Origin of the sequence: Mycobacterium sp. 852002-40037_SCH5390672, from assembly GCF_001665875.1 — a bacterium.
GTDB lineage: Bacteria > Actinomycetota > Actinomycetes > Mycobacteriales > Mycobacteriaceae > Mycobacterium.
This window is the reverse complement of sequence record NZ_LZTA01000082.1, coordinates 1-18,046: the sequence shown is the minus strand read 5'-3', so window position 1 is coordinate 18,046 and position 18,046 is coordinate 1. Positions and strand designations below refer to the sequence as shown.

Genomic DNA, 18,046 nt, shown 5'->3' with positions numbered 1-18,046 from the left:
ACCCGCCGGTAAGGCCATACTGGTGCGATGAAGCCGGATTACGACGTACTGATCATCGGTTCGGGTTTCGGGGGAAGCGTCAGCGCGTTGCGGCTGACCGAAAAGGGCTACCGCGTCGGCGTATTGGAGGCGGGGCGCCGGTACGCCGACGAGGATTTCGCCGAGACGTCCTGGGATCTGCGTAAGTTTTTGTGGGCGCCGAGACTGGGTTGCTATGGCATTCAGCGCATCCATCCATTGAAGAACGTGTTGATCCTGGCCGGTGCCGGAGTGGGCGGCGGCTCACTGAACTACGCCAACACCCTGTATGTGCCGCCGGAGCCCTTCTTCAAAGACCCGCAGTGGTCGCACATCACCGACTGGCGCGACGAGTTGATGCCGCACTACGACCAGGCGCGACGGATGCTGGGCGTGGTCCAGAACCCGACCTTCACCGATGCCGACCGGATCGTCAAAGAGGTCGCCGACGAGATGGGTTGTGGGGACACGTTCGTGCCGACGCCGGTCGGGGTGTTCTTCGGTCCCGACGGCACCAAGGCCCCGGGCAAGACGGTGCCGGACCCGTACTTCGGGGGCGTGGGACCGGAGCGCACCGGCTGCCTCGAGTGTGGTGGCTGCATGACGGGCTGCCGCTACGGCGCCAAGAACACCCTGCTGAAGAACTATCTCGCGCTCGCCGAATCCTCTGGCGCACAAGTGATTCCGATGACGACGGTGAAACGCTTCGAGCAGCGTCCCGACGGCCTGTGGGAGGTACGCACCGTACGCACCGGCAGTTGGCTGCGCCGCGATCGGCGCACCTACACCGCCAAGCATGTGGTCCTGGCCGCGGGAACCTGGGGAACCCAGCATCTGCTGTTCAAGATGCGCGACGAGGGCCGGCTGCCCCGGCTCTCCAACCGCCTGGGCGTGCTGACCCGCACCAACTCCGAGTCCATCGTCGGAGCCGGAAGGTTGGAGGTCTCCCCGGACCTGGACCTGACCCACGGCGTGGCGATCACGTCGTCCATCCACCCGACGGCGGACACCCACATCGAGCCGGTCCGCTACGGCAAGGGCTCCAACGCGATGGGGCTGCTGCAGACATTGATGACCGACGGGCCGGGTCCCGAAGGCACCGACGTGCCCCGCTGGAAGCAGTTGCTCGAGACCGCCCGCGAGGATCCGCGCGCCATGCTGCGGCTGCTCAATCCCCGCCAGTGGAGCGAGCGCACCATGATCGCGCTGGTGATGCAGCACCTGGACAACTCGATCACCACCTACACCAAGCGCGGGAAACTGGGCATCCGCTGGTACACCAGCAAACAGGGCCACGGCGAGCCCAACCCGACCTGGATCCCGGTCGGCAACAGGGTCACCCGCCGCATCGCGGACAAGATCGACGGCGTGGCGGGCGGCACCTGGGGAGAGTTGTTCAACATCCCGCTGACCGCGCATTTCCTCGGCGGTGCGGTGATCGGCGACAACGCCGACCACGGGGTCATCGACCCCTACCACCGGGTCTACGGTTACCCGACGCTGTTCGTGGTGGACGGCGCGGCCATCTCGGCGAACCTGGGCGTCAACCCCTCGCTGTCCATCACCGCCCAGGCCGAGCGGGCCGCCTCGTTGTGGCCGAACAACGGCGAGAACGACCAGCGTCCATTGCAGAACGAGCCGTATCGCCGGCTGGAGCCGATCGCGCCCAAGGCGCCCGTGGTCCCGGCCGACGCGCCGGGGGCGCTGCGCTGGTTGCCGATCAATCCGGTCAGCTCGGCCAGCTAGCTCGCAATCGCCTGCAGCGGTGCGCCGCTGACCACGCGGCTGTGCTCCCCGTGCACGTTCACCGGCAGATCGCCCATCAGGGTGATGCGGTGCATCAGCCGGGGCTGGTCGTCGTAGTCGTCGACCGCCCGGTGCTGGGTCGCGCGGTTGTCCCACATGGCGACGTCGCCGTGCGTCCAGTTCCACCGAATGGTGTTCTCCGGCACGGTGATTCGCCGCTGCAGCAGTTCAAGTAGGGCGCTTGACTCGTGGCTGTCCAGGCCGACGAAGCCGCGCACGAAATCGCCGGCCAGCAGGGTGCGTTCACCGGTCTCCGGATGCACCCGCACCACGGGATGCTCGGTGCGGAAGTCCGGCTTTTCGAACGCCTGCCGAAACGCCCGCTGCGCGTCGTTCATCGAGATGGCGGCTTCGGTGGTGACGTAGTCGTAACGGTTGGTGTGCAGCGCCCAGAGATTTTCCACCAGAGGCTTGAGTGGCTCGGGCAGGTACTGGTAAGCCGCCACGGTCGAGGCCCACAGCGTCGAGCCGCCATAGGCCGGCAGCTTGACCGCACGCAGGATCGACGCCGCCGGATAGTTCGCGGCGAACGTCACGTCGGTGTGCCAGCGGTTCGCCTTGCCGTACTCGGAGTCGATCGGGGTGATCACCGGGATGTGCTTGGCGGCCAGGGCCGAAGCGGCCGGGTGGCCGATGGGCGTGCCCAGCAGAGCGGCGAACGCGAGCTGCTGCTCGTCGTCGAGGTGGTGCTGGTGACGGAAGAAGATCACCTTGTGGGTCAACAGCGCCCGGCGGATCTTCTCGACCGCGTCCTGGTCGAGGTCGCCGCCGAGGCGAACCCCGTCCACCCGGGCGCCGATGCGGCTGCCCAGCTTGGTGACGGTTATCTGACCTGTCATTGTCGTTTCCTTGGGTCGAAACGGGTGTAGTCGACTGACTACATTTGGTAGTGTAGTCAGATGACTACAACTTCTGCAACGGGCCCCGGGAAAATGCCCACCGGGCGCGCGGAAGTGGCCGCGGCGATCCTGGAGGCCGCCACCGACCTGTTCGCCGAGCGCGGTCCGGCCGCGACGTCCATCCGCGACATCGCCGCGCGATCCAACGTCAATCACGGACTGGTGTTCCGGCACTTCGGCACCAAGGAGCAATTGGTCGGCGCCGTGCTCGATCACCTGGGCGCCAACCTCAGTGCCCTGCTGGGCACCGATACACCCGCGGCCGTCCTGGAGAGTTCCATGGACCGGCAGATGCGGGTGATGGCCCGCACCGTGCTCGACGGCTATCCGGCGGGTCAGTTGCAGAAGCGCTTCCCCAACATCGCGACGCTGCTCGACGGCGTGCGCCCGTTGTACGACGACGACGTCAGGGCCCGGCTCGCGGTGGCCAATGCCCTTGCCCTGCAGTTCGGTTGGCGGCTGTTCTCGCCAATCCTGCGCGCCGCGACGGGGATTGAAGAGCTGACGGATGCCGAGATACGCCAGGCGGCAGGTGCCGAGGTGCAACGGATTCTCGGGCCCACCGATCCTCAGTGATCCCGGGACAGTTTGACCCGGGACAGCGCCCGCCGGTGCATGGGCTCGCGGCCGGGCGGCTGCTGCGGCGGCGGCAGGTGTGGCTTGCGGGGACACAGCGCGACCGTCGTCGCGGATTCGGTGCTCAGCTCCAGCTCGTCGCCGGCGTGCCGAATCCTCAGCTTGCCGCCGGGCCCGTCGCGCAGCGTGTAGGTGACATCGGTGTGGCTGACGTCGACGGTGACCCGGAAGTCTCGCCATCGCAACCGGAACCGTAACCGCGAAATGCCATCGGGCAGTTGCGGATCCAGTGACAGGATGGCCTCGTCGTCGCGCAATCCGCCGAAGCCTGCCACCAGCGCGGTCCAGGCACCGGCGAGCGAGGCCATGTGCAGACCGTCGCGGGTGTTGTGGTGCAGATCGCGCAGATCGATCAGGGCGGCCTCATAGGCGTAGTCGTGCGCGAGTTCCAAATGCCCGACCTCGGCGCACATGACCGCCTGGGTGCAGGCCGACAGCGACGAGTCACGCACCATGCGCGGCTCGTAGTAGTCGACGTTGCGGGCCTTCTGCTCGGGCGTGAACGCGTGGCTCTGCCAATGCATCGCCAGCACCAGGTCGGCCTGTTTGATCACCTGCGCGGGGTACAGGCGCACGTAAGGGTCGTGCAGCAGCAGCGGGTAGGAGTGGTTCTCCTGGAAGTCCCACTCCGCAAAGGTGGTGAACCCCTCGCACTGCTGATGGACACCCAGCCCGTCGTCGTAGGGAATGTTGGCGGCATCGGCCGCATCGCGCCAGGACGCCGCCTCCTCGGTGGTGACCCCCAGCGCCTTGGCCACATCGGGGTGGCGGTTGCAGGCGTCGGCGGCGATGTGCAGGTTGTTGGCGGCCATCAGGTTGGTGAAGGCATTGTCGCGCACGATCGCCGTGTACTCGTCGGGGCCGGTGACACCGTCGAGGTGCCAGACGCCGTGCCGGTCGTGATGGCCGAGGGAGAGCCACAGCCGGGCCGTCTCGACCAGCACTTGCAGGCCGCACTCGGCTTCCAGGTCGTGGTCCCCGGTGACGACGCGGTAGCGCTCGAAGGCCATCGCGATGTCAGCGTTGATGTGCCAGGCCGCGGTGCCGGCCGGCCAGTAGGCCGAGCACTCCTGCCCGCGGATGGTCCGCCACGGGAAGGCGGCACCCGCCAGCCCCAGTTCGGCCGCCCGCTCCTTGGCCAGGTCCAGGGTCGAGGCCCGCCAGCGCAGCGCGTCGGCCACCGTGTGCGGTGCGGTGTAGCTGAGCACCGGCAACACGTAACCTTCGGTGTCCCAAAAGGCGTGGCCGTCATAGCCGGTTCCGGTGAGCCCCTTGGCGGCGATGGCGCGGCGCTCGGCGCGGGCGCTGGCCTGCAACAGGTGGAAGAGCCCGAATCGCACGGCCTGCTGGGATTCGGGATCGCCCTCGACCTCGACGTCGGCGCAATCCCAGAAGTTGTCCAGATATTTCCGCTGCGCATCCAGCAGCCCCTGCCAACTGGTGTAGCGGGCGCTGTGCAACGCGGCGGCGACCTGGTCGCGCAGCGCCGGACGCGAGCGCATGCTCGACCAGCCGTACGCCAGGTACTTGACGATGCGCAGCTTCTGTCCCTCGCGCAGGCCGCAGATCACGGTGGTGCGCGCCAGATCGGCGCGCGCATCGGTGCCGATCTCGACGCGGCCGGCGACGTCCACCTCGTGATCCATACCAGCGGCCATCATCAGCGCACTGCTGCGGGTCCGGTGCATGAGAACCGCACCGGTATCGGTGCATTCGTGGGCGACCTCTTCCAGCGGGTTCTCCAGGATGGCCGCCACCCGCGGGTCGCCGGACGTATGCGGTTGGTCTTCGTTGGTGACGAGTTCGGACTGCACTGTCACGCGCACGAATTCGCCGACCGCCTCCACCACGTACTCGATGGCGGCGACGCCGCGCTGGGCCAGCGACACCAGCCGGGTGGAGACCACCTTGACCTCTTTGCCCGCCGGGGAGCGCCAGTGCGCGCCGCGGGTCAGCGTTCCGGCGCGCAGGTCCAGATTCCGCTCGTGGGAGAGCAATTCGCCGTAGCGCACGTCGAATGGCTCGTCCTCGACCAGCAGTCGGATGATCTTGCCGTTGGTGACGTCGACGAGAGTCTGGCCGGCTTCGGGGTAGCCGTAACCGGCCTCGGCGTAGGGCAGCGGCCGGATCTCGTAGAAGGAGTTCAGGTAGGTGCCCGGCAGGCCGTATGGCTCGCCCTCGTCGAGGTTGCCGCGCAGCCCGATGTGGCCGTTGGACAAGGTGAACAGGGATTCGGACTGGGCCAGAAGATTGAGGTCGAGCTGGGTCTCGCGTACGTGCCAGGGGTCAACGGGGAACGATTCGTCGGTGATCATGACTGCAGCAACTCGGCGAGGTCGGTGACCACCACGTCGGCGCCGTTGCGGCGTAAGTCCTCGGCTTGCCCCACTCGGTCGACGCCCACCACGAACCCGAAGTTACCGGCCCGGCCGGCCGCGACCCCGGACAGGGCGTCTTCGAACACGGCCGCCCCGTCGGGGGGGACGTCGAGCAGCTGCGCCCCACGCAGGTAGGAGTCGGGGGCCGGCTTGCCGGCGATGTGTTCGTCACGCAGGGTGATGCCGTCCACCCGCTTCTGCACGAACCGGTCCAGGCCGGTGATCTCGAGGACGTCGCGGGTATTGGCGCTCGAGGACACCACCGCGATTGCCAGCCCCGCGGCCGACACCGCCTCGAGGTAGCGCCGCGACCCGTCGAACACCTTGACGCCGTCTTCCTTCAAGACCTTCTGGAACATGTCGTTCTTGCGGTTGCCCAGGCCGTAGATCGTCTCGGCGTCATCGGGATCGTCGGGGCTGCCGTCGGGCAGGTGGATGTCGCGGCTTTCCAAAAACGACCGGACCCCGTCCTCGCGCTTCTTGCCGTCCACGTATTCGCGGTAGTCGGCGGCCTCGTCGAAGGGGACGAATTCGTCGCCGGTGCGCTTGGCCCGGTCGGACAGGTAGGCGTCGAACATGGCCTTCCAGGCTTTGGTGTGCACACTGGCGGTGTCGGTGAGCACGCCGTCGAGGTCGAACAGACAGGCACGCACCTTCTCTGGCAGACCCAGCACGGGTACCTCGCTCTCGGGTATCGGGGTTGGGCGCTATCCACTCCACCATGGTTGCGCGCGTGCCGCCAGGTTTCAGCCGTGCTCACTCGCGTGCGGCGGGGTGTCGTTCAGCAGTCCGCGCTCGATGAGGTCCAACACCTGGTCTCGCGAGAATCTGATTGCGGCGGGGCTGGCGGGCAGCGGTCCGTCGAGCAGCAGCCCGGCCAGGCCGTGCACCGCTGACCAGGCGGCGACCTCGGCTCCCGGTCGGCGCCCAGCATCCAGGAGACCGGCGGCCTTGACTTCGTCGAGCACCTGACCGAGGACGTCGAAGGGTTCGGCGCCGGCGGTGGTGTGCTCCGCGTCAGGGGATGTCGCGGGATGCGAGGTGAACGCGGTGCGAAACAGCCCCGGCTCCGAAATCGCGAAGTCGATGTAGGCGGTGCCGACCGCGCGCAGCCTCTTGCGGGGATCGTTGCTGCGATCGACACGTCGGCGCATCTGCGCGGCGAGCTCGCTGCGCGCGAAGCGCGACACCTCGGCCAGCAGCGCCTCGCGGTCGGCGAAGTGGCGGTAGGCGGCTGAGTGCGACACTCCGGCGGCCCGGGCCGCCTCACGCAGGATCACCCGATCGGGTCCGCCCTCGCGGGCCAGCGCGATGCTCGCCTCGATGAGGGCCGAGTGCAACGCCCCGTGGTGGTAACCCTTTTTGCCAGGGGAGTCGGTGCTCACGGAACCCATGCCCTTACCATCTCACGTCCGCCCGGATGTTGACAGCGGTCACATAGCGGCCGCATACTACGGAAGTAACCATTGGTCACATCGACCATATCCGATGAGGAAGGGAACTCCAATGACAAACACACGGGTGCTGGTCACCGGCGCCACCGGAAGGATCGGCGGGGCGGTCGTAGCGCAATTACTGGAAAAGGGCGTGGCGACGCGGGCCCTGGTACGTCGCGACGACGGGCGCAGCGCACGGTTGCGCGCCTTGGGCGCCGAGATCGTTGTCGCGGATATGCTTGACTTCCAACAAGTTCAGGCCGCAGTCGACGGTGTGGACCGATTGTTCTTCAACCCCCCGTACCACCCGCATGCACTCGACAGTGCGGTCTCCTTCGCCGTGGCTGCGCGCCGCAGCGGCGTTGAGGCAGTGGTCGCGCTGGGGCAGTGGCTGGCCAGTCCGGAGCATCCGTCTTTGATGACGCGTCAGCAGTGGTTGTCCGACAAACTGTTTGAACTGCTGCCGGACACCGCCCATGTCGCCGTTGATCCTGGGTTTTTCGCTGACAACTATTTCCAAGTTCTGCCGGTTGCCGCCCAGCTCGGGGTGCTGCCGATGCCCAGCACGGGGGGACGACGCAACGCGCCCCCGTCCAACGAAGACATCGCCCGGGTCGCGGTGGGTGCCTTGCTTGACCCGCACCGCCATGATGGTCGGGCCTATCGCCCGACTGGACCAAAGCTGTTGTCCGGCAAAGATATCGCCGACGCGATAGGCGAGGCGCTGGGTCGGCGGGTCCGCCTCATGGAAATTCCCCCGTGGATGTTCATGCGAGCTGTGCGCGTGGGCGCCAAGCGACTCGGAGTCGACATGTACTTCGAGTCCGGCTTGCGGCATTACCTGCCCGAGACCGGCCTCGGAACCTGGGAGGTGGGCGGGCCGACCTCCCATGTGCGGGATGTCGCCGGTGTTGAACCCGAGGACTTTCTCACCATCGCCCGCCGCTACGTCAGCGCGGCGGATACCCGGCGCACCGCAGGCAATATGCTGCGCGAGATCGGGAGTCTCATGCTGACCGGACTGGTACCGGCGCACCGGCTCGACCGCTTCGACCGACGCCAGCAGCATCCGCAGCCCGCCCAGTCCCGGTATTCGGCCGAGTCGGCCGTGTGGCAAAGCCAGCACGCCCCGTCAGCTGAGGCAACCCCCTACCGGTTCGGCGCACTCAAGACCGCTGCGATGCCGGCCACCCCTGACCGTCTGTGGGACCAACGCCTGTCGTCCTAGCGGGTTCGTCTGGGTCGGCGGGTGGTGCGGTGGCCGCCGGCCGGCCCTGCGTTATCGACGGGCGGTTGCGCTTCGGCGGATGATTCGCACCATTTCCGTTGGGCGCTCGAGCGCCGAGAAGTGGCCGGTGCCTGGAATTGTGATGATGTCGGCGTGGGGGAGCCGGCGGGCGACCTGCTCGCGGTCCGCGACGCGCGACCAATCGTGCTCGCTGTAGATCAGCGTCACGGGGGCCTCCACCTGGGTGTAGCGGTCGCGTGCGTCGATGAACCCGGTGAGGTTGCGCATGATGGCCCGGTTCACCGTGGGGTAGCCGCGGCGCCGGCCGCTGCGGCGCAGTTCGGTGACGAAGTCCTTCGGGAGCGCACCGCGGTCGGCGAAGCCGCCGGCAAGCATGCCTTTGAGGATGAGCCGGTTTTCCAGCCGGGCGAAGATCGGCCCGGAGCCGGGGAGCCGGACGGCCGTTCCGATCAGGCGGGCGAGCCAGTTGCCACGCTCGAGTCCACTCGGGTAGTCGTAGGGATTGAAGGCGATGACGCTGGACAGGTGGCCTGTCAGCTCGATCGAGGCCAGCAATGCGATCGCACCGCCCATCGATTCGCCTACCAACGTGACGTCCCGCAGGTCCAGCGCGGTGATGAATTCGACGAGGGCGCCGCGCAGTTCGGGCTCGCCGTAGCGTGCGCCGCCGGCGATGTCGGACCATCCCATCCCGGGCAGGTCGAGCGCGTAGACGGTGTATTCGTCCCACAGCGCGGGCACTACCCGCTGGAAGTAGTCCAGCTGGGTGCGGACCGTGTGCAGCAGAACGAGCGGCGGACCGGTTCCTGCCGTGAAGTAGCGCAACCGCGACCCGTCGGACCGGCGCAGGAACTTCACCGTGCCGCGGCCGCCGCTCCAGGTCATGGTGTAACGCTGGTCGGGAATCTCGTTGGCGTGCATCTATTTACCTTTCGCACACTGCTTGGATGGCGCGAAGCCGTCCGTCGGCCAGGGCCTGGGTGAGGTTTTCAGCCTTCCGGCCGAAGTCGGTGACGAACGCGTGCAGGCCCAGCGGGCTGTCGGGCTGGGCCAGCACGGCCTGCATGAGCGCGGCCGCCTGGTCGGTGAGATCGTTCCAGTGCTCGACCGTGAACCCGGCGGACTCCACGGCGGCGCGCAATTGCTCGGGGGTGACCAGGCAGCTGCGCCCGGGCTCGTCGGCCCACGGGAGCGGATAGTCGAGCGCGGGGCCATCATCCCCGATTGTGATGTCCCACAGGGCAAGCCGCCCGCCACCTTTGAGGACGCGGTGCGCCTCGGCGTACAGGCGGGCCTTGTCGGGCACGTTCATCTGGACGTGCTGGCTGATGGCGACGTCGAAAGTTCCGTCGGGGAAGGGAAGTTCGGTGACATCGGACTGCCGAACGGTGATGAGGCCGTCGAGTCCGACGAGTCGGTTGAGCCAACGGTTCGTCTGGCAGTATTCGTCGGTCAGGTCCACCGCAGCGACGGTGCAGCCGTAGCGGTCGGCGACGTAGCGGGCGGTGCCACCGACTCCGCTGCCGGCGTCGAGAACCAAGCTCTCGCTGGTGATTTGCGCCAGGTCCACCAGCTGGTTGGTGGCAATGCGGCCCATGGTGTGGAAGTCCTCCAGCAATGCCAGGTCGGCCGGGGTGAGGTGGTCAAGGTCTTTGCCGGCGCAGACCAGCGCATGCTCGATGTTGGTGCGCGACAGTCCTGTCGAGTACTGGTTCTCGATTGTGTCGTTCATTTCTGCACCCGGGCCCCGGCGATGCCGATCGGCGCGCCCAGCAGCAGCCATTGGACCTCCACGTCGGCGTGCCCGGGGACATAACTGCTGCCCATAGCTGGTGTGTTCATCGCGTTGCCCTTTCGGTGATCGTGGTGATCTCGGTTTCCGGACGGTGTGCCGACTGCCGGGATGGCAGAAGCCAGGCGACGATGATCGCGGCGCCCAGCGCGATGCCCGCGCACACCAGCGAGCTGACCTGCATGCCGTCCAGGAACGCGCGGTTGACCACGCCGCGGACGGCAGCGGCCTGCGGCGCCGGCAGTTGCTGGATCACCGTGTGGGCCACAGCCATCGAATGACGCATGGCATCGGCGGGTAGTCCGGTCAAGGCGGAGGCGCCCAGATGCCCCGAGTACACCGATGCGAAGACGCTGCCCGCGATGGCGACTCCGAGGGTGCCGCCGAGTTCGCGCGTCGTGTCGTTGACGGCCGAGCCCACCCCCGCCTTGTCGGCGGACAAAGATCCCATGATGGCCTCGGTGGCCGGTGAAAAGGTCAGGCCGAGGCCGCCCCCGAGCAGTAGCATCTGCACGGCGATCTGGTTGTACGGCGTGGCGGCGTCGGCGGTGGACGCCCACGCCAGCCCGCCGGCGAATATGGCGAGGCCTGCGGAGACGACGGCGGTGGTGCCGATTCGTTCCACCAGCCGGGGCCCAAGGATGCTGGCCAGCGCGATGGACCCGGCGACCGGCAGCAATCGCACGCCGGCCTGAAACGCCGTGTAGTCCTTGATGAATTGGAAGTACTGGGTGATGACGAAGATGAAACCGAACAGGGTGAGAAACCCGGCGGTCACCGCCAGGCTGCCGCCGGAGAACCGCCGGTTGGCGAACACCGAGACGTCGAGCATCGGATGGGTGCTGCGCCGCTCCCAGAGCGCAAATGCGGCGAGAATGCTTGCGGCGAGCGCGAATCCGGCCGCGGTTCGGCCGTCGGTCCAGCCCCAGGTGGGCGCCTCGATGACCGTGTAGACGAGCGTCGTGATCCCGGTTGCGGACAGGATGAGGCCGGGGACGTCGACGCGCGGCGTCGCGGGGTCGCGCGAGGTCGGAACGAACAGCGTGCCGCCGATGATGGCCAGGGCCGCGATCGGAATGTTCACCATGAATATCGAGCCCCACCAGAAGTGCTCGAGCAGCCATCCGCCGCTGATCGGCCCCACGGCCACCCCGACGCCGACCATGGCCGCCCACAGTCCGATCGCCTTGGCGCGGGGTACCGGGTCGGTGAAGATGTTGGTGATCAGTCCCAGCGTGGTCGGGAAGATCACCGCGGCGCCCACCCCCATGGCCGCGCGTGCCGCGATCAACGCGTCCGCCGAATTCGTTTGTGCCGCAATCGCGGAAGTTACGGCGAACAGTGCCAGCCCGGAATTCAGCCAGCCTCGCCTGCCGTAGCGGTCGGAGAGGCTGCCCGCCGAGAGCAGCAGACCGGACATCACCAGGGTGTAGGCGTCGACGATCCACTGCAGTTGAGCGGTGTCGGCACCGAGTTCACGTGACAGCGTGGGCAGCGCGACGTTGACGATGGTGGCATCGACGCTGATGACGAAGACGCCAAGGCAGATGACGGCGAGCGCGGCGATCGGATGACTGCGGGAGCGCGTGAGCACCGGAGCGGTATGCATGACAAGACGATAAAGTCGATAGACAAATAAATCAAGTAATATGTTGAAAAACATGTCTGTAACACGGTAGGCTGACGTGGTGCCGGTCCGGAACTACAACCAGAACTGCCCGATCGCGCGCGGCCTCGACGTCCTGGGCGAGCGGTGGACGTTGCTGATCCTGCGCGAGCTGGTCGGAGGAGCCCGCCGCTACGGCGACCTGCGCGACGCGCTGCCCGGGATCGCAACCAATCTGCTCGCCGAGCGGCTCAAAGAACTACAAGAGGCCGGGCTCGTCGACCGGAACGACCTGCCGGCGCCCATCGGGCGTACCGTGTACACGCTCAGCGACCTGGGCTGGCAGCGGGTACTGCCGATCCTGCACAGCATCGCGTGGTTCGGGCTGGACCGACTGGACCCGGTCGAGGACGGCCCGGTGTCGCCGCTCAACGGGTTCCTCGCGGGAATACTGCTGGGCGGCAACGCCGCTAACGCAGCCGACGTCGAGGCGACGTATCGCGTCGAGATCGACGGCCGCCGTTTCGAGTTCGCGGTAACGCAAGGCCGCCTCGCGGCCGCTCGGGGCGAGCCTTCGGTGACTCTGACCGCCAGCGCGGCCGACCTCGTCACCGCCCGGCTGGGGGCAAGCGAAGTCAAGCGTAAGGCAGCGCTACGCCGCATCGAGTTCGACGGCGACCCGGATGCCGTCGACACAATGCGTCACGTGTTTTCGCTGTAGCCCTGCGGGGCGGCGGCGATGCCGGCAGCCACTAGACTCGCGTGCGTGGCCGACCCCACTGAAATCCCTGAAATCGAGGTATCCGAGGTCTCCGGATCGCCGGCTCGACCGGTGCTCGTCGTGGACTTCGGCGCGCAGTATGCGCAGTTGATCGCCCGCCGCGTCCGCGAGGCGCGGGTGTTCTCCGAGGTCATCCCGCACACCGCCACGGTGGAGGACATCAAGGCCCGCGATCCGCTGGCGCTGGTGCTCTCCGGTGGGCCGTCCAGCGTTTACTCCGAAGGCGCGCCCCAGATTGATCCGGCGCTGTTCGATCTCGGGGTGCCGGTGTTCGGCATCTGTTACGGGTTTCAGGCCATGGCGCAGGCGCTGGGCGGAACCGTCGCGCACACCGGCACCAGCGAATACGGCCGCACTGAGTTGAAAGTCCTTGGCGGCGAACTACATTCGGGACTGCCGAATGTGCAACCGGTATGGATGAGCCACGGCGACGCGGTCACGGCCGCACCCGACGGGTTCGAGGTGGTGGCCAGCAGTTCCGGTGCTTCGGTGGCGGGCTTCGAAAATCGGCAGCGGCGCCTGGCCGGCGTGCAGTATCACCCGGAGGTCATGCACAGTCCGCACGGGCAGCAGGTACTCAGCCGATTCCTGCACGACTTCGCCGGGTTGGGCGCGGACTGGACGGCCGCCAACATCGCCGAGGTGCTGATCGAACAGGTGCGTGCCCAGATCGGTGACGGTCGAGCGATTTGCGGGCTGTCCGGCGGCGTGGATTCCGCGGTGGCCGCCGCGCTGGTGCAGCGCGCCATCGGGGACCGGTTGACCTGTGTCTTCGTCGACCACGGGTTGCTGCGCGCCGGCGAGCGCGCGCAGGTGCAACGCGATTTCGTGGCAGCCACCGGCGCCAACCTGGTCACCGTCGATGCGGCCGACACCTTCCTCGACGCGCTCGCGGGCGTGACCGACCCCGAAGGCAAGCGCAAGATCATCGGCCGCCAGTTCATCCGGGCCTTCGAGGGAGCGGTCCGAGACATTGTGGGGGACAAGGACTCTGAGGATTCCGGTGTCGAGTTCCTGGTGCAGGGCACGCTGTATCCCGACGTGGTGGAGTCCGGCGGCGGCAGCGGCACCGCGAACATCAAGAGCCACCACAACGTCGGCGGCCTGCCCGGCGACCTGAAGTTCAAGCTCGTCGAGCCCCTGCGGCTGCTGTTCAAGGACGAGGTGCGCGCGGTCGGCCGCGAGCTGGGTCTGCCGGAGGAAATCGTTGCGCGCCAACCGTTCCCGGGTCCCGGTCTGGGGATCCGGATCGTCGGCGAGGTCACCGCTGCGCGGCTGGACACCCTGCGGCGCGCGGACTCGATCGCCCGCGAGGAACTGACCACGGCCGGCCTGGACAACCTGATCTGGCAGTGCCCGGTGGTGCTGCTGGGTGAGGTGCGCTCGGTCGGCGTGCAGGGCGATGGTCGCACCTACGGGCACCCGATCGTGCTGCGCCCGGTGTCCAGTGAGGACGCCATGACCGCCGACTGGACCCGGGTTCCCTACGAGGTGCTGGAGCGCATCTCGACCCGCATCACCAACGAGGTGGCCGAGGTCAACCGCGTGGTGCTGGACATCACCAGCAAACCACCCGGCACCATCGAATGGGAGTAGCCGGCCGCCGCGAAATCGGCCACAGGGCACCCATCAGCCACACCAGTACCGATCGCATAACACTGCCCCTTGCGTCGCTTGACGGTTGTCGGAGGGCGGGTGTTTACTTCGAAATGTATCGAACATACATTCGAATACACTTCCCGGAACCTGGTGCTAGGAGGCTGTCATGACCGCGGCTTTTGCCTCCAGCCCCCGCCAGGACACCCGTGCTGAACAGCTGGAATCGCTTCGCCGGCGGATGGCGAGCATCTCCGGCAAGAAGGCCGGGCCGGCCTTCGCGCCCGCCGGCGACCTGCTGCCGGACTCGGAATTCCAGCTGGCCCTCCCGTCGTGGCTGGCCGATCTGTTGCCCGCGCCGGTGCCGCGGGGAACGGTCGCCGTGCTCTCGGGTGCCCGGTCGCTGCTGCTGAGCATGGTGGCCGCCGTCACGGCGGCCGGTGGCAACGCCGCAATCGTCGGCCAGCCGGACATCGGGCTGCTGGCCGCCGCGGAGATGGGGGCGGATCTGAGCCGGGTCGCGGTGATACCGGATCCCGGAACCGATCCGGTGGAGGTGGCCGCGGTGCTCGTCGACGGCATGGATCTGGTGGTCCTGGGGCTGGGCGGGCGCCGGGTGCCGCCAACGCGGGCGCGCGCGGTGGTGGCCCGCGCCCGGAACAAGGGCTGCACCCTGTTGGTCACCGGTGGCGATTGGCAAGGGGCGCCCACGCGCCTTGCCGCCCGGGTCTGTGGTTATGAGATCACTCCGGGCTGTCGGGAGGCGCCCGTCCCTGGATTCGGCCGGATCGCCGGGGTGCGGCTGCAGGTCAGCGGGATGTGTGCGGGACGACGGGTGATGACCCCAGCGCGAGCCGGGTAATACCGTGGTGCCCCCTTCTGGCTCAAGGGTTTTGGCGATCTGGTGCATGGATTGGCCCGCGGTCGCGGCGGCGACGGCCGCGGGTCTGTCCGCGACCACCCCGATCGCGGTCACGCTGGCCAACCGGGTGATCGCCTGCTCGTCGGCCGCCCGTGCGGCCGGAGTGCGGCGGGGGTTGCGGCGCCGGGAGGCGGCCGCCCGGTGCCCGCAACTGCACGTCACCGCCGCCGACGCGGACCGCGACGCCCGCTTCTTCGAAGCGGTGGTTGCGGCGGTGGACGACCTGGTACCCCGTGCCGAGGTGCTGCGGCCCGGCCTCCTGGTGATGCCGGTGCGCGGGGCGGCCCGCTATTTCGGGTCCGAGGTCACCGCCGCCGAACGGCTGATCGATGCGGTGGCTGTGAGTTCAGTGGCCGGCGCCGAGTGTCAGGCCGGGATCGCCGACCAGTTGTCCACCGCGGTCTTCGCGGCGCGGGCGGGCCGTATCGTCGAGCCGGGAGGCGATGCGAAGTTTCTGTCGGTGCTGTCCATCCGCCAACTTGCCACCGAGCCGAGCCTGTCCGGTGCCGGCCGCGAGGAACTGACGGACCTGTTGTGGCGGATGGGGATTCGTACCATCGGGCAGTTCGCCGCACTGTCGCGCAGCGACGTGGCTTCCAGGTTCGGCGCCGACGGGGTGACCGCGCACCGGTTGGCCCGCGGCGAACCCGAACGGCCGCCGTCGGGCCGGGAGCCGCCGGCCGAACTCGAGGCCGTGCTGGATTGCGATCCGCCGATCGACCGGGTTGATGCCGCGGCGTTCGCCGGGCGCTCACTGGCCGGCCGTCTGCATCAGACGCTGATGGCCGCCGGGGTGGGATGCACCCGGCTGGCCATCCACGCCGTGACCGCCAACGGCGAAGAACTGCACCGGGTGTGGCGGTGCGCCGAGCCGTTGACCGAGGATGCCACCGCCGATCGGGTGCGCTGGCAGCTCGACGGATGGTTGAGCAGCCGCACCGCGCGCGATCCCCGTCCCACCGCCGCGGTGACGTTGTTGCGGCTGGGCGCGGTGGAGGTGGTATCCGCCGAGGCGTTGCAGTTGCCGCTCTGGGGCGGCCTGGGTGAGGAGGACAGGCTGCGGGCCCGCCGGGCGCTGGTGCGGGTGCAGGGCCTGCTCGGCCCCGAGGCGGTGCGAGTGCCGGTGCTGTCCGGCGGGCGCGGCCCGGCCGAGCGCATCACGCTGATCCCGCTGGGCGACGAGCCGGTACCGCGGGCCGACCCCGACCTGCCGTGGCCCGGCCGGCTGCCCGAGCCCTCACCGGCGGTGTTGCTTGACGATCCGGTGGAACTTCTTGACGCCCAAGGAAATCCGATACGGGTGACCATTCGGGGGCTGTTCTCCGCCGACCCCGCGCGCATGATCGCCCAGGGCCGGGACGAGCGGCTGTGCTGGTGGTCCGGGCCCTGGCCGGTCGACGAACGATGGTGGGATCCCGACCTGGGTAAGGGTCGCACCGCCCGCGCCCAGGTATTGCTGGAGAGTGAGCGTGCGCTGCTGCTGTGCTATCGCCAGCGGCGCTGGTATGTGGAGGGCAGTTACGAATAACTGTGTGAGTCAACGTATTCGACGCGCCGGAGTGCGTCGGGCGTCAGGTCCTTGAGTGAGGGATATCCATCGACGGCCATGATCAGGTCCGCTTCGGCCAGCAGCGAGCGCAAGACGTGCACGATGCCGTCGACACCGCCGACGGCCAGCCCGTAGGCGTAGGGGCGGCCGATCCCCACGGCGGTAGCACCCAGCGCGAGCGCTTTGATGATGTCGGCGCCGCCGCGCACACCCGAGTCGAACAGCACCGGCATCCCGCCGGCGGCCTCGATCACCCCGGGCAGGCAATCCAAGCAGGGCAACCCACCGTTGGCCTGTCGACCGCCATGGTTGGAGCAGTAAATGCCGTCCACGCCAATGTCTTTGGCGCGGCGAACGTCGTCGGGATGGCAGATGCCCTTGACCATCAGCGGCAGGCTGGTCTCGGATCGCAGCCACTCCAGGTCCGACCACCGAAACGGTCCACCGAAGATCGGTAGCTTGCGCACCGCCGCCTCGGTGGCGTCTTCGCCCCGGCTCAGGCTGGCGCGAAAAACCGGATCGCTGGTGTAGTTGGCCAGGCAGCCACTGGGCACCTGGGGGTAGTTACCGCCGCTCAGGTCGCGGGGGCGCCAGCCGGTGACCCAGGTGTCGAGGGTGACGGCAATGCCCTTGAAGCCGGCCGCCTCGGCCCGGTGCACCAGGCTGGCGGCCATCGTGCGGTCCGGCGGCGTGTACAGCTGGAAAAAGGCCGGGGTGTCGCCCAGCTCGGCGGCAAGGTCTTCCATCGGGTCGGCCGACAGTGTTCCCACGAAAAACGGCACACCCGTGCGGACCGAGGCCCGCGCGCAGAGCATGTCCCCGTGCCCGTCCGGGTCGCATACCCCGATGACGCCGATGGGTGCCATGAAAATCGGGGACGGCAACCTGATGCCGAACAACTCGACGGACATGTCGCGCTGCTCGGGGGCGATTCCCATGCGCGGATACAACCCCCACCGCTTGAAAGCCTCGCAGTTGGCGCGCTGGGTGTGCTCGTCACCGGCGCCGCCTGCCACGTATCCCAGCACTTTCGGCGTCATCGCCGCCGACGCCTTTTTCTCCAGCTCCTCGAACCTGATCGGGTACTGCGGCTGATTGCCGTGGAGCGACTGGTCGTACAACTCGTTTTGATAGTCGGCGAAAGCCATAGTCGCTGCTTTACCCCGTGCTTCAGTCACCAAACGAGCGCTCGGCGATCCAGCCCGGCGTCTGCGTCGCCGTCAGTACCGCCCGAAGGCGATGGCCACGTTGTGCCCACCGAAGCCGAACGAGTTGTTGATCGCGTACTCGTAGTTGCCCGGGCGGGGTTTGCCGGCCACCACGTCCAGGTCGATTTCGGGGTCGAGGTTTTCCAGATTGAGGGTGGGCGGAACCACCT

General features: G+C 68.0%; 15 protein-coding genes and 1 pseudogene. 7 read left to right on the top strand and 9 right to left on the bottom strand.

The window, feature by feature from the left end; translation table 11 throughout:
* The first annotated feature begins 27 nt into the window (after window positions 1-27).
* Window positions 28-1,764, top strand: a complete 1,737-nt coding sequence (locus tag A5782_RS14910; RefSeq protein ID WP_067101326.1) for a GMC oxidoreductase — start codon at window positions 28-30, stop codon at window positions 1,762-1,764.
* Here the strand turns inward: A5782_RS14910 and A5782_RS14905 are convergent.
* Window positions 1,761-2,663 carry a TauD/TfdA family dioxygenase gene (locus A5782_RS14905; protein WP_067101323.1) on the bottom strand — a complete coding sequence of 301 codons (903 nt, stop codon included), beginning with the start codon at window positions 2,661-2,663 and terminating at the stop codon, window positions 1,761-1,763. The genes A5782_RS14910 and A5782_RS14905 overlap by 4 nt on opposite strands.
* A 60-nt stretch (window positions 2,664-2,723) precedes the next feature.
* Here A5782_RS14905 and A5782_RS14900 point away from each other — a divergent pair, with 60 nt between their 5' ends.
* Window positions 2,724-3,299, top strand: a complete 576-nt coding sequence (locus tag A5782_RS14900; protein ID WP_067101320.1) for a TetR/AcrR family transcriptional regulator — start codon at window positions 2,724-2,726, stop codon at window positions 3,297-3,299.
* On the opposite strand, the gene A5782_RS14895 is transcribed toward A5782_RS14900, so the two are convergent.
* Genes A5782_RS14895 through A5782_RS14885 form a run of 3 tightly spaced genes read right to left on the bottom strand, consistent with a single transcriptional unit; the run spans window position 3,293 to window position 7,131 of the window.
* Complete coding sequence (locus tag A5782_RS14895; RefSeq protein ID WP_067101317.1) at window positions 3,293-5,674, bottom strand: glycoside hydrolase family 65 protein; 2,382 nt, start codon at window positions 5,672-5,674, stop codon at window positions 3,293-3,295. The two genes, A5782_RS14900 and A5782_RS14895, sit on opposite strands and share 7 nt — an antisense overlap.
* Window positions 5,671-6,432, bottom strand: coding sequence for a beta-phosphoglucomutase family hydrolase (locus A5782_RS14890; protein ID WP_197694237.1), 762 nt, complete (start codon window positions 6,430-6,432; stop codon window positions 5,671-5,673). The genes A5782_RS14895 and A5782_RS14890 overlap by 4 nt, the downstream gene beginning before the upstream one ends.
* A 51-nt stretch (window positions 6,433-6,483) precedes the next feature.
* Window positions 6,484-7,131 carry a TetR/AcrR family transcriptional regulator gene (locus A5782_RS14885; RefSeq protein ID WP_067101310.1) on the bottom strand — a complete coding sequence of 216 codons (648 nt, stop codon included), beginning with the start codon at window positions 7,129-7,131 and terminating at the stop codon, window positions 6,484-6,486.
* 112 nt (window positions 7,132-7,243) lie between these two features.
* On the opposite strand from A5782_RS14885, the gene A5782_RS14880 reads away from it, so the two are divergent.
* Window positions 7,244-8,401, top strand: coding sequence for an NmrA family NAD(P)-binding protein (locus A5782_RS14880; RefSeq protein WP_067101307.1), 1,158 nt, complete (start codon window positions 7,244-7,246; stop codon window positions 8,399-8,401).
* A gap of 51 nt (window positions 8,402-8,452) precedes the next feature.
* Here A5782_RS14880 and A5782_RS14875 read toward each other — a convergent pair whose 3' ends face one another.
* The 3 genes from A5782_RS14875 to A5782_RS14865 all read right to left on the bottom strand — a co-directional run bounded on the left by A5782_RS14875 (window position 8,453) and on the right by A5782_RS14865 (window position 11,823).
* Window positions 8,453-9,343, bottom strand: a complete 891-nt coding sequence (locus A5782_RS14875) for an alpha/beta fold hydrolase (RefSeq protein WP_067101304.1) — start codon at window positions 9,341-9,343, stop codon at window positions 8,453-8,455.
* A gap of 4 nt (window positions 9,344-9,347) precedes the next feature.
* Entirely contained in the window at window positions 9,348-10,154 is an 807-nt protein-coding gene (locus tag A5782_RS14870; RefSeq protein WP_067101300.1) for a class I SAM-dependent methyltransferase, read from the bottom strand.
* A 106-nt stretch (window positions 10,155-10,260) separates the two neighbouring features.
* Window positions 10,261-11,823: an MFS transporter gene (locus A5782_RS14865; RefSeq protein ID WP_067101297.1), complete on the bottom strand. Its 1,563-nt coding sequence runs from the start codon at window positions 11,821-11,823 to the stop codon at window positions 10,261-10,263.
* A gap of 79 nt (window positions 11,824-11,902) precedes the next feature.
* On the opposite strand from A5782_RS14865, the gene A5782_RS14860 reads away from it, so the two are divergent.
* The 4 genes from A5782_RS14860 to A5782_RS14845 all read left to right on the top strand — a co-directional run bounded on the left by A5782_RS14860 (window position 11,903) and on the right by A5782_RS14845 (window position 16,647).
* Entirely contained in the window at window positions 11,903-12,541 is a 639-nt protein-coding gene (locus A5782_RS14860; RefSeq protein ID WP_067101523.1) for a helix-turn-helix domain-containing protein, read from the top strand.
* 63 nt (window positions 12,542-12,604) lie between these two features.
* Entirely contained in the window at window positions 12,605-14,197 is a 1,593-nt protein-coding gene (guaA, locus tag A5782_RS14855) for a glutamine-hydrolyzing GMP synthase (RefSeq protein WP_197694236.1), read from the top strand.
* Window positions 14,198-14,366: 169 nt separating this feature from the next.
* The gene (locus tag A5782_RS14850; protein ID WP_067101294.1) at window positions 14,367-15,059 is read left to right on the top strand and encodes a hypothetical protein; all 693 of its coding nucleotides are present in this window, start codon (window positions 14,367-14,369) and stop codon (window positions 15,057-15,059) included.
* Window positions 15,060-15,105: 46 nt separating this feature from the next.
* Complete coding sequence (locus tag A5782_RS14845) at window positions 15,106-16,647, top strand: DNA polymerase Y family protein (RefSeq protein WP_067101291.1); 1,542 nt, start codon at window positions 15,106-15,108, stop codon at window positions 16,645-16,647.
* Here A5782_RS14845 and A5782_RS14840 read toward each other — a convergent pair.
* Both A5782_RS14840 and A5782_RS25565 read right to left on the bottom strand, forming a co-directional pair.
* Window positions 16,638-17,816, bottom strand: coding sequence for an alpha-hydroxy-acid oxidizing protein (locus A5782_RS14840; RefSeq protein ID WP_067101288.1), 1,179 nt, complete (start codon window positions 17,814-17,816; stop codon window positions 16,638-16,640). The two genes, A5782_RS14845 and A5782_RS14840, sit on opposite strands and share 10 nt — an antisense overlap.
* 72 nt (window positions 17,817-17,888) lie before the next feature.
* Window positions 17,889-18,046: pseudogene (locus A5782_RS25565) on the bottom strand (beta-ketoacyl-ACP synthase); the annotation flags it as partial.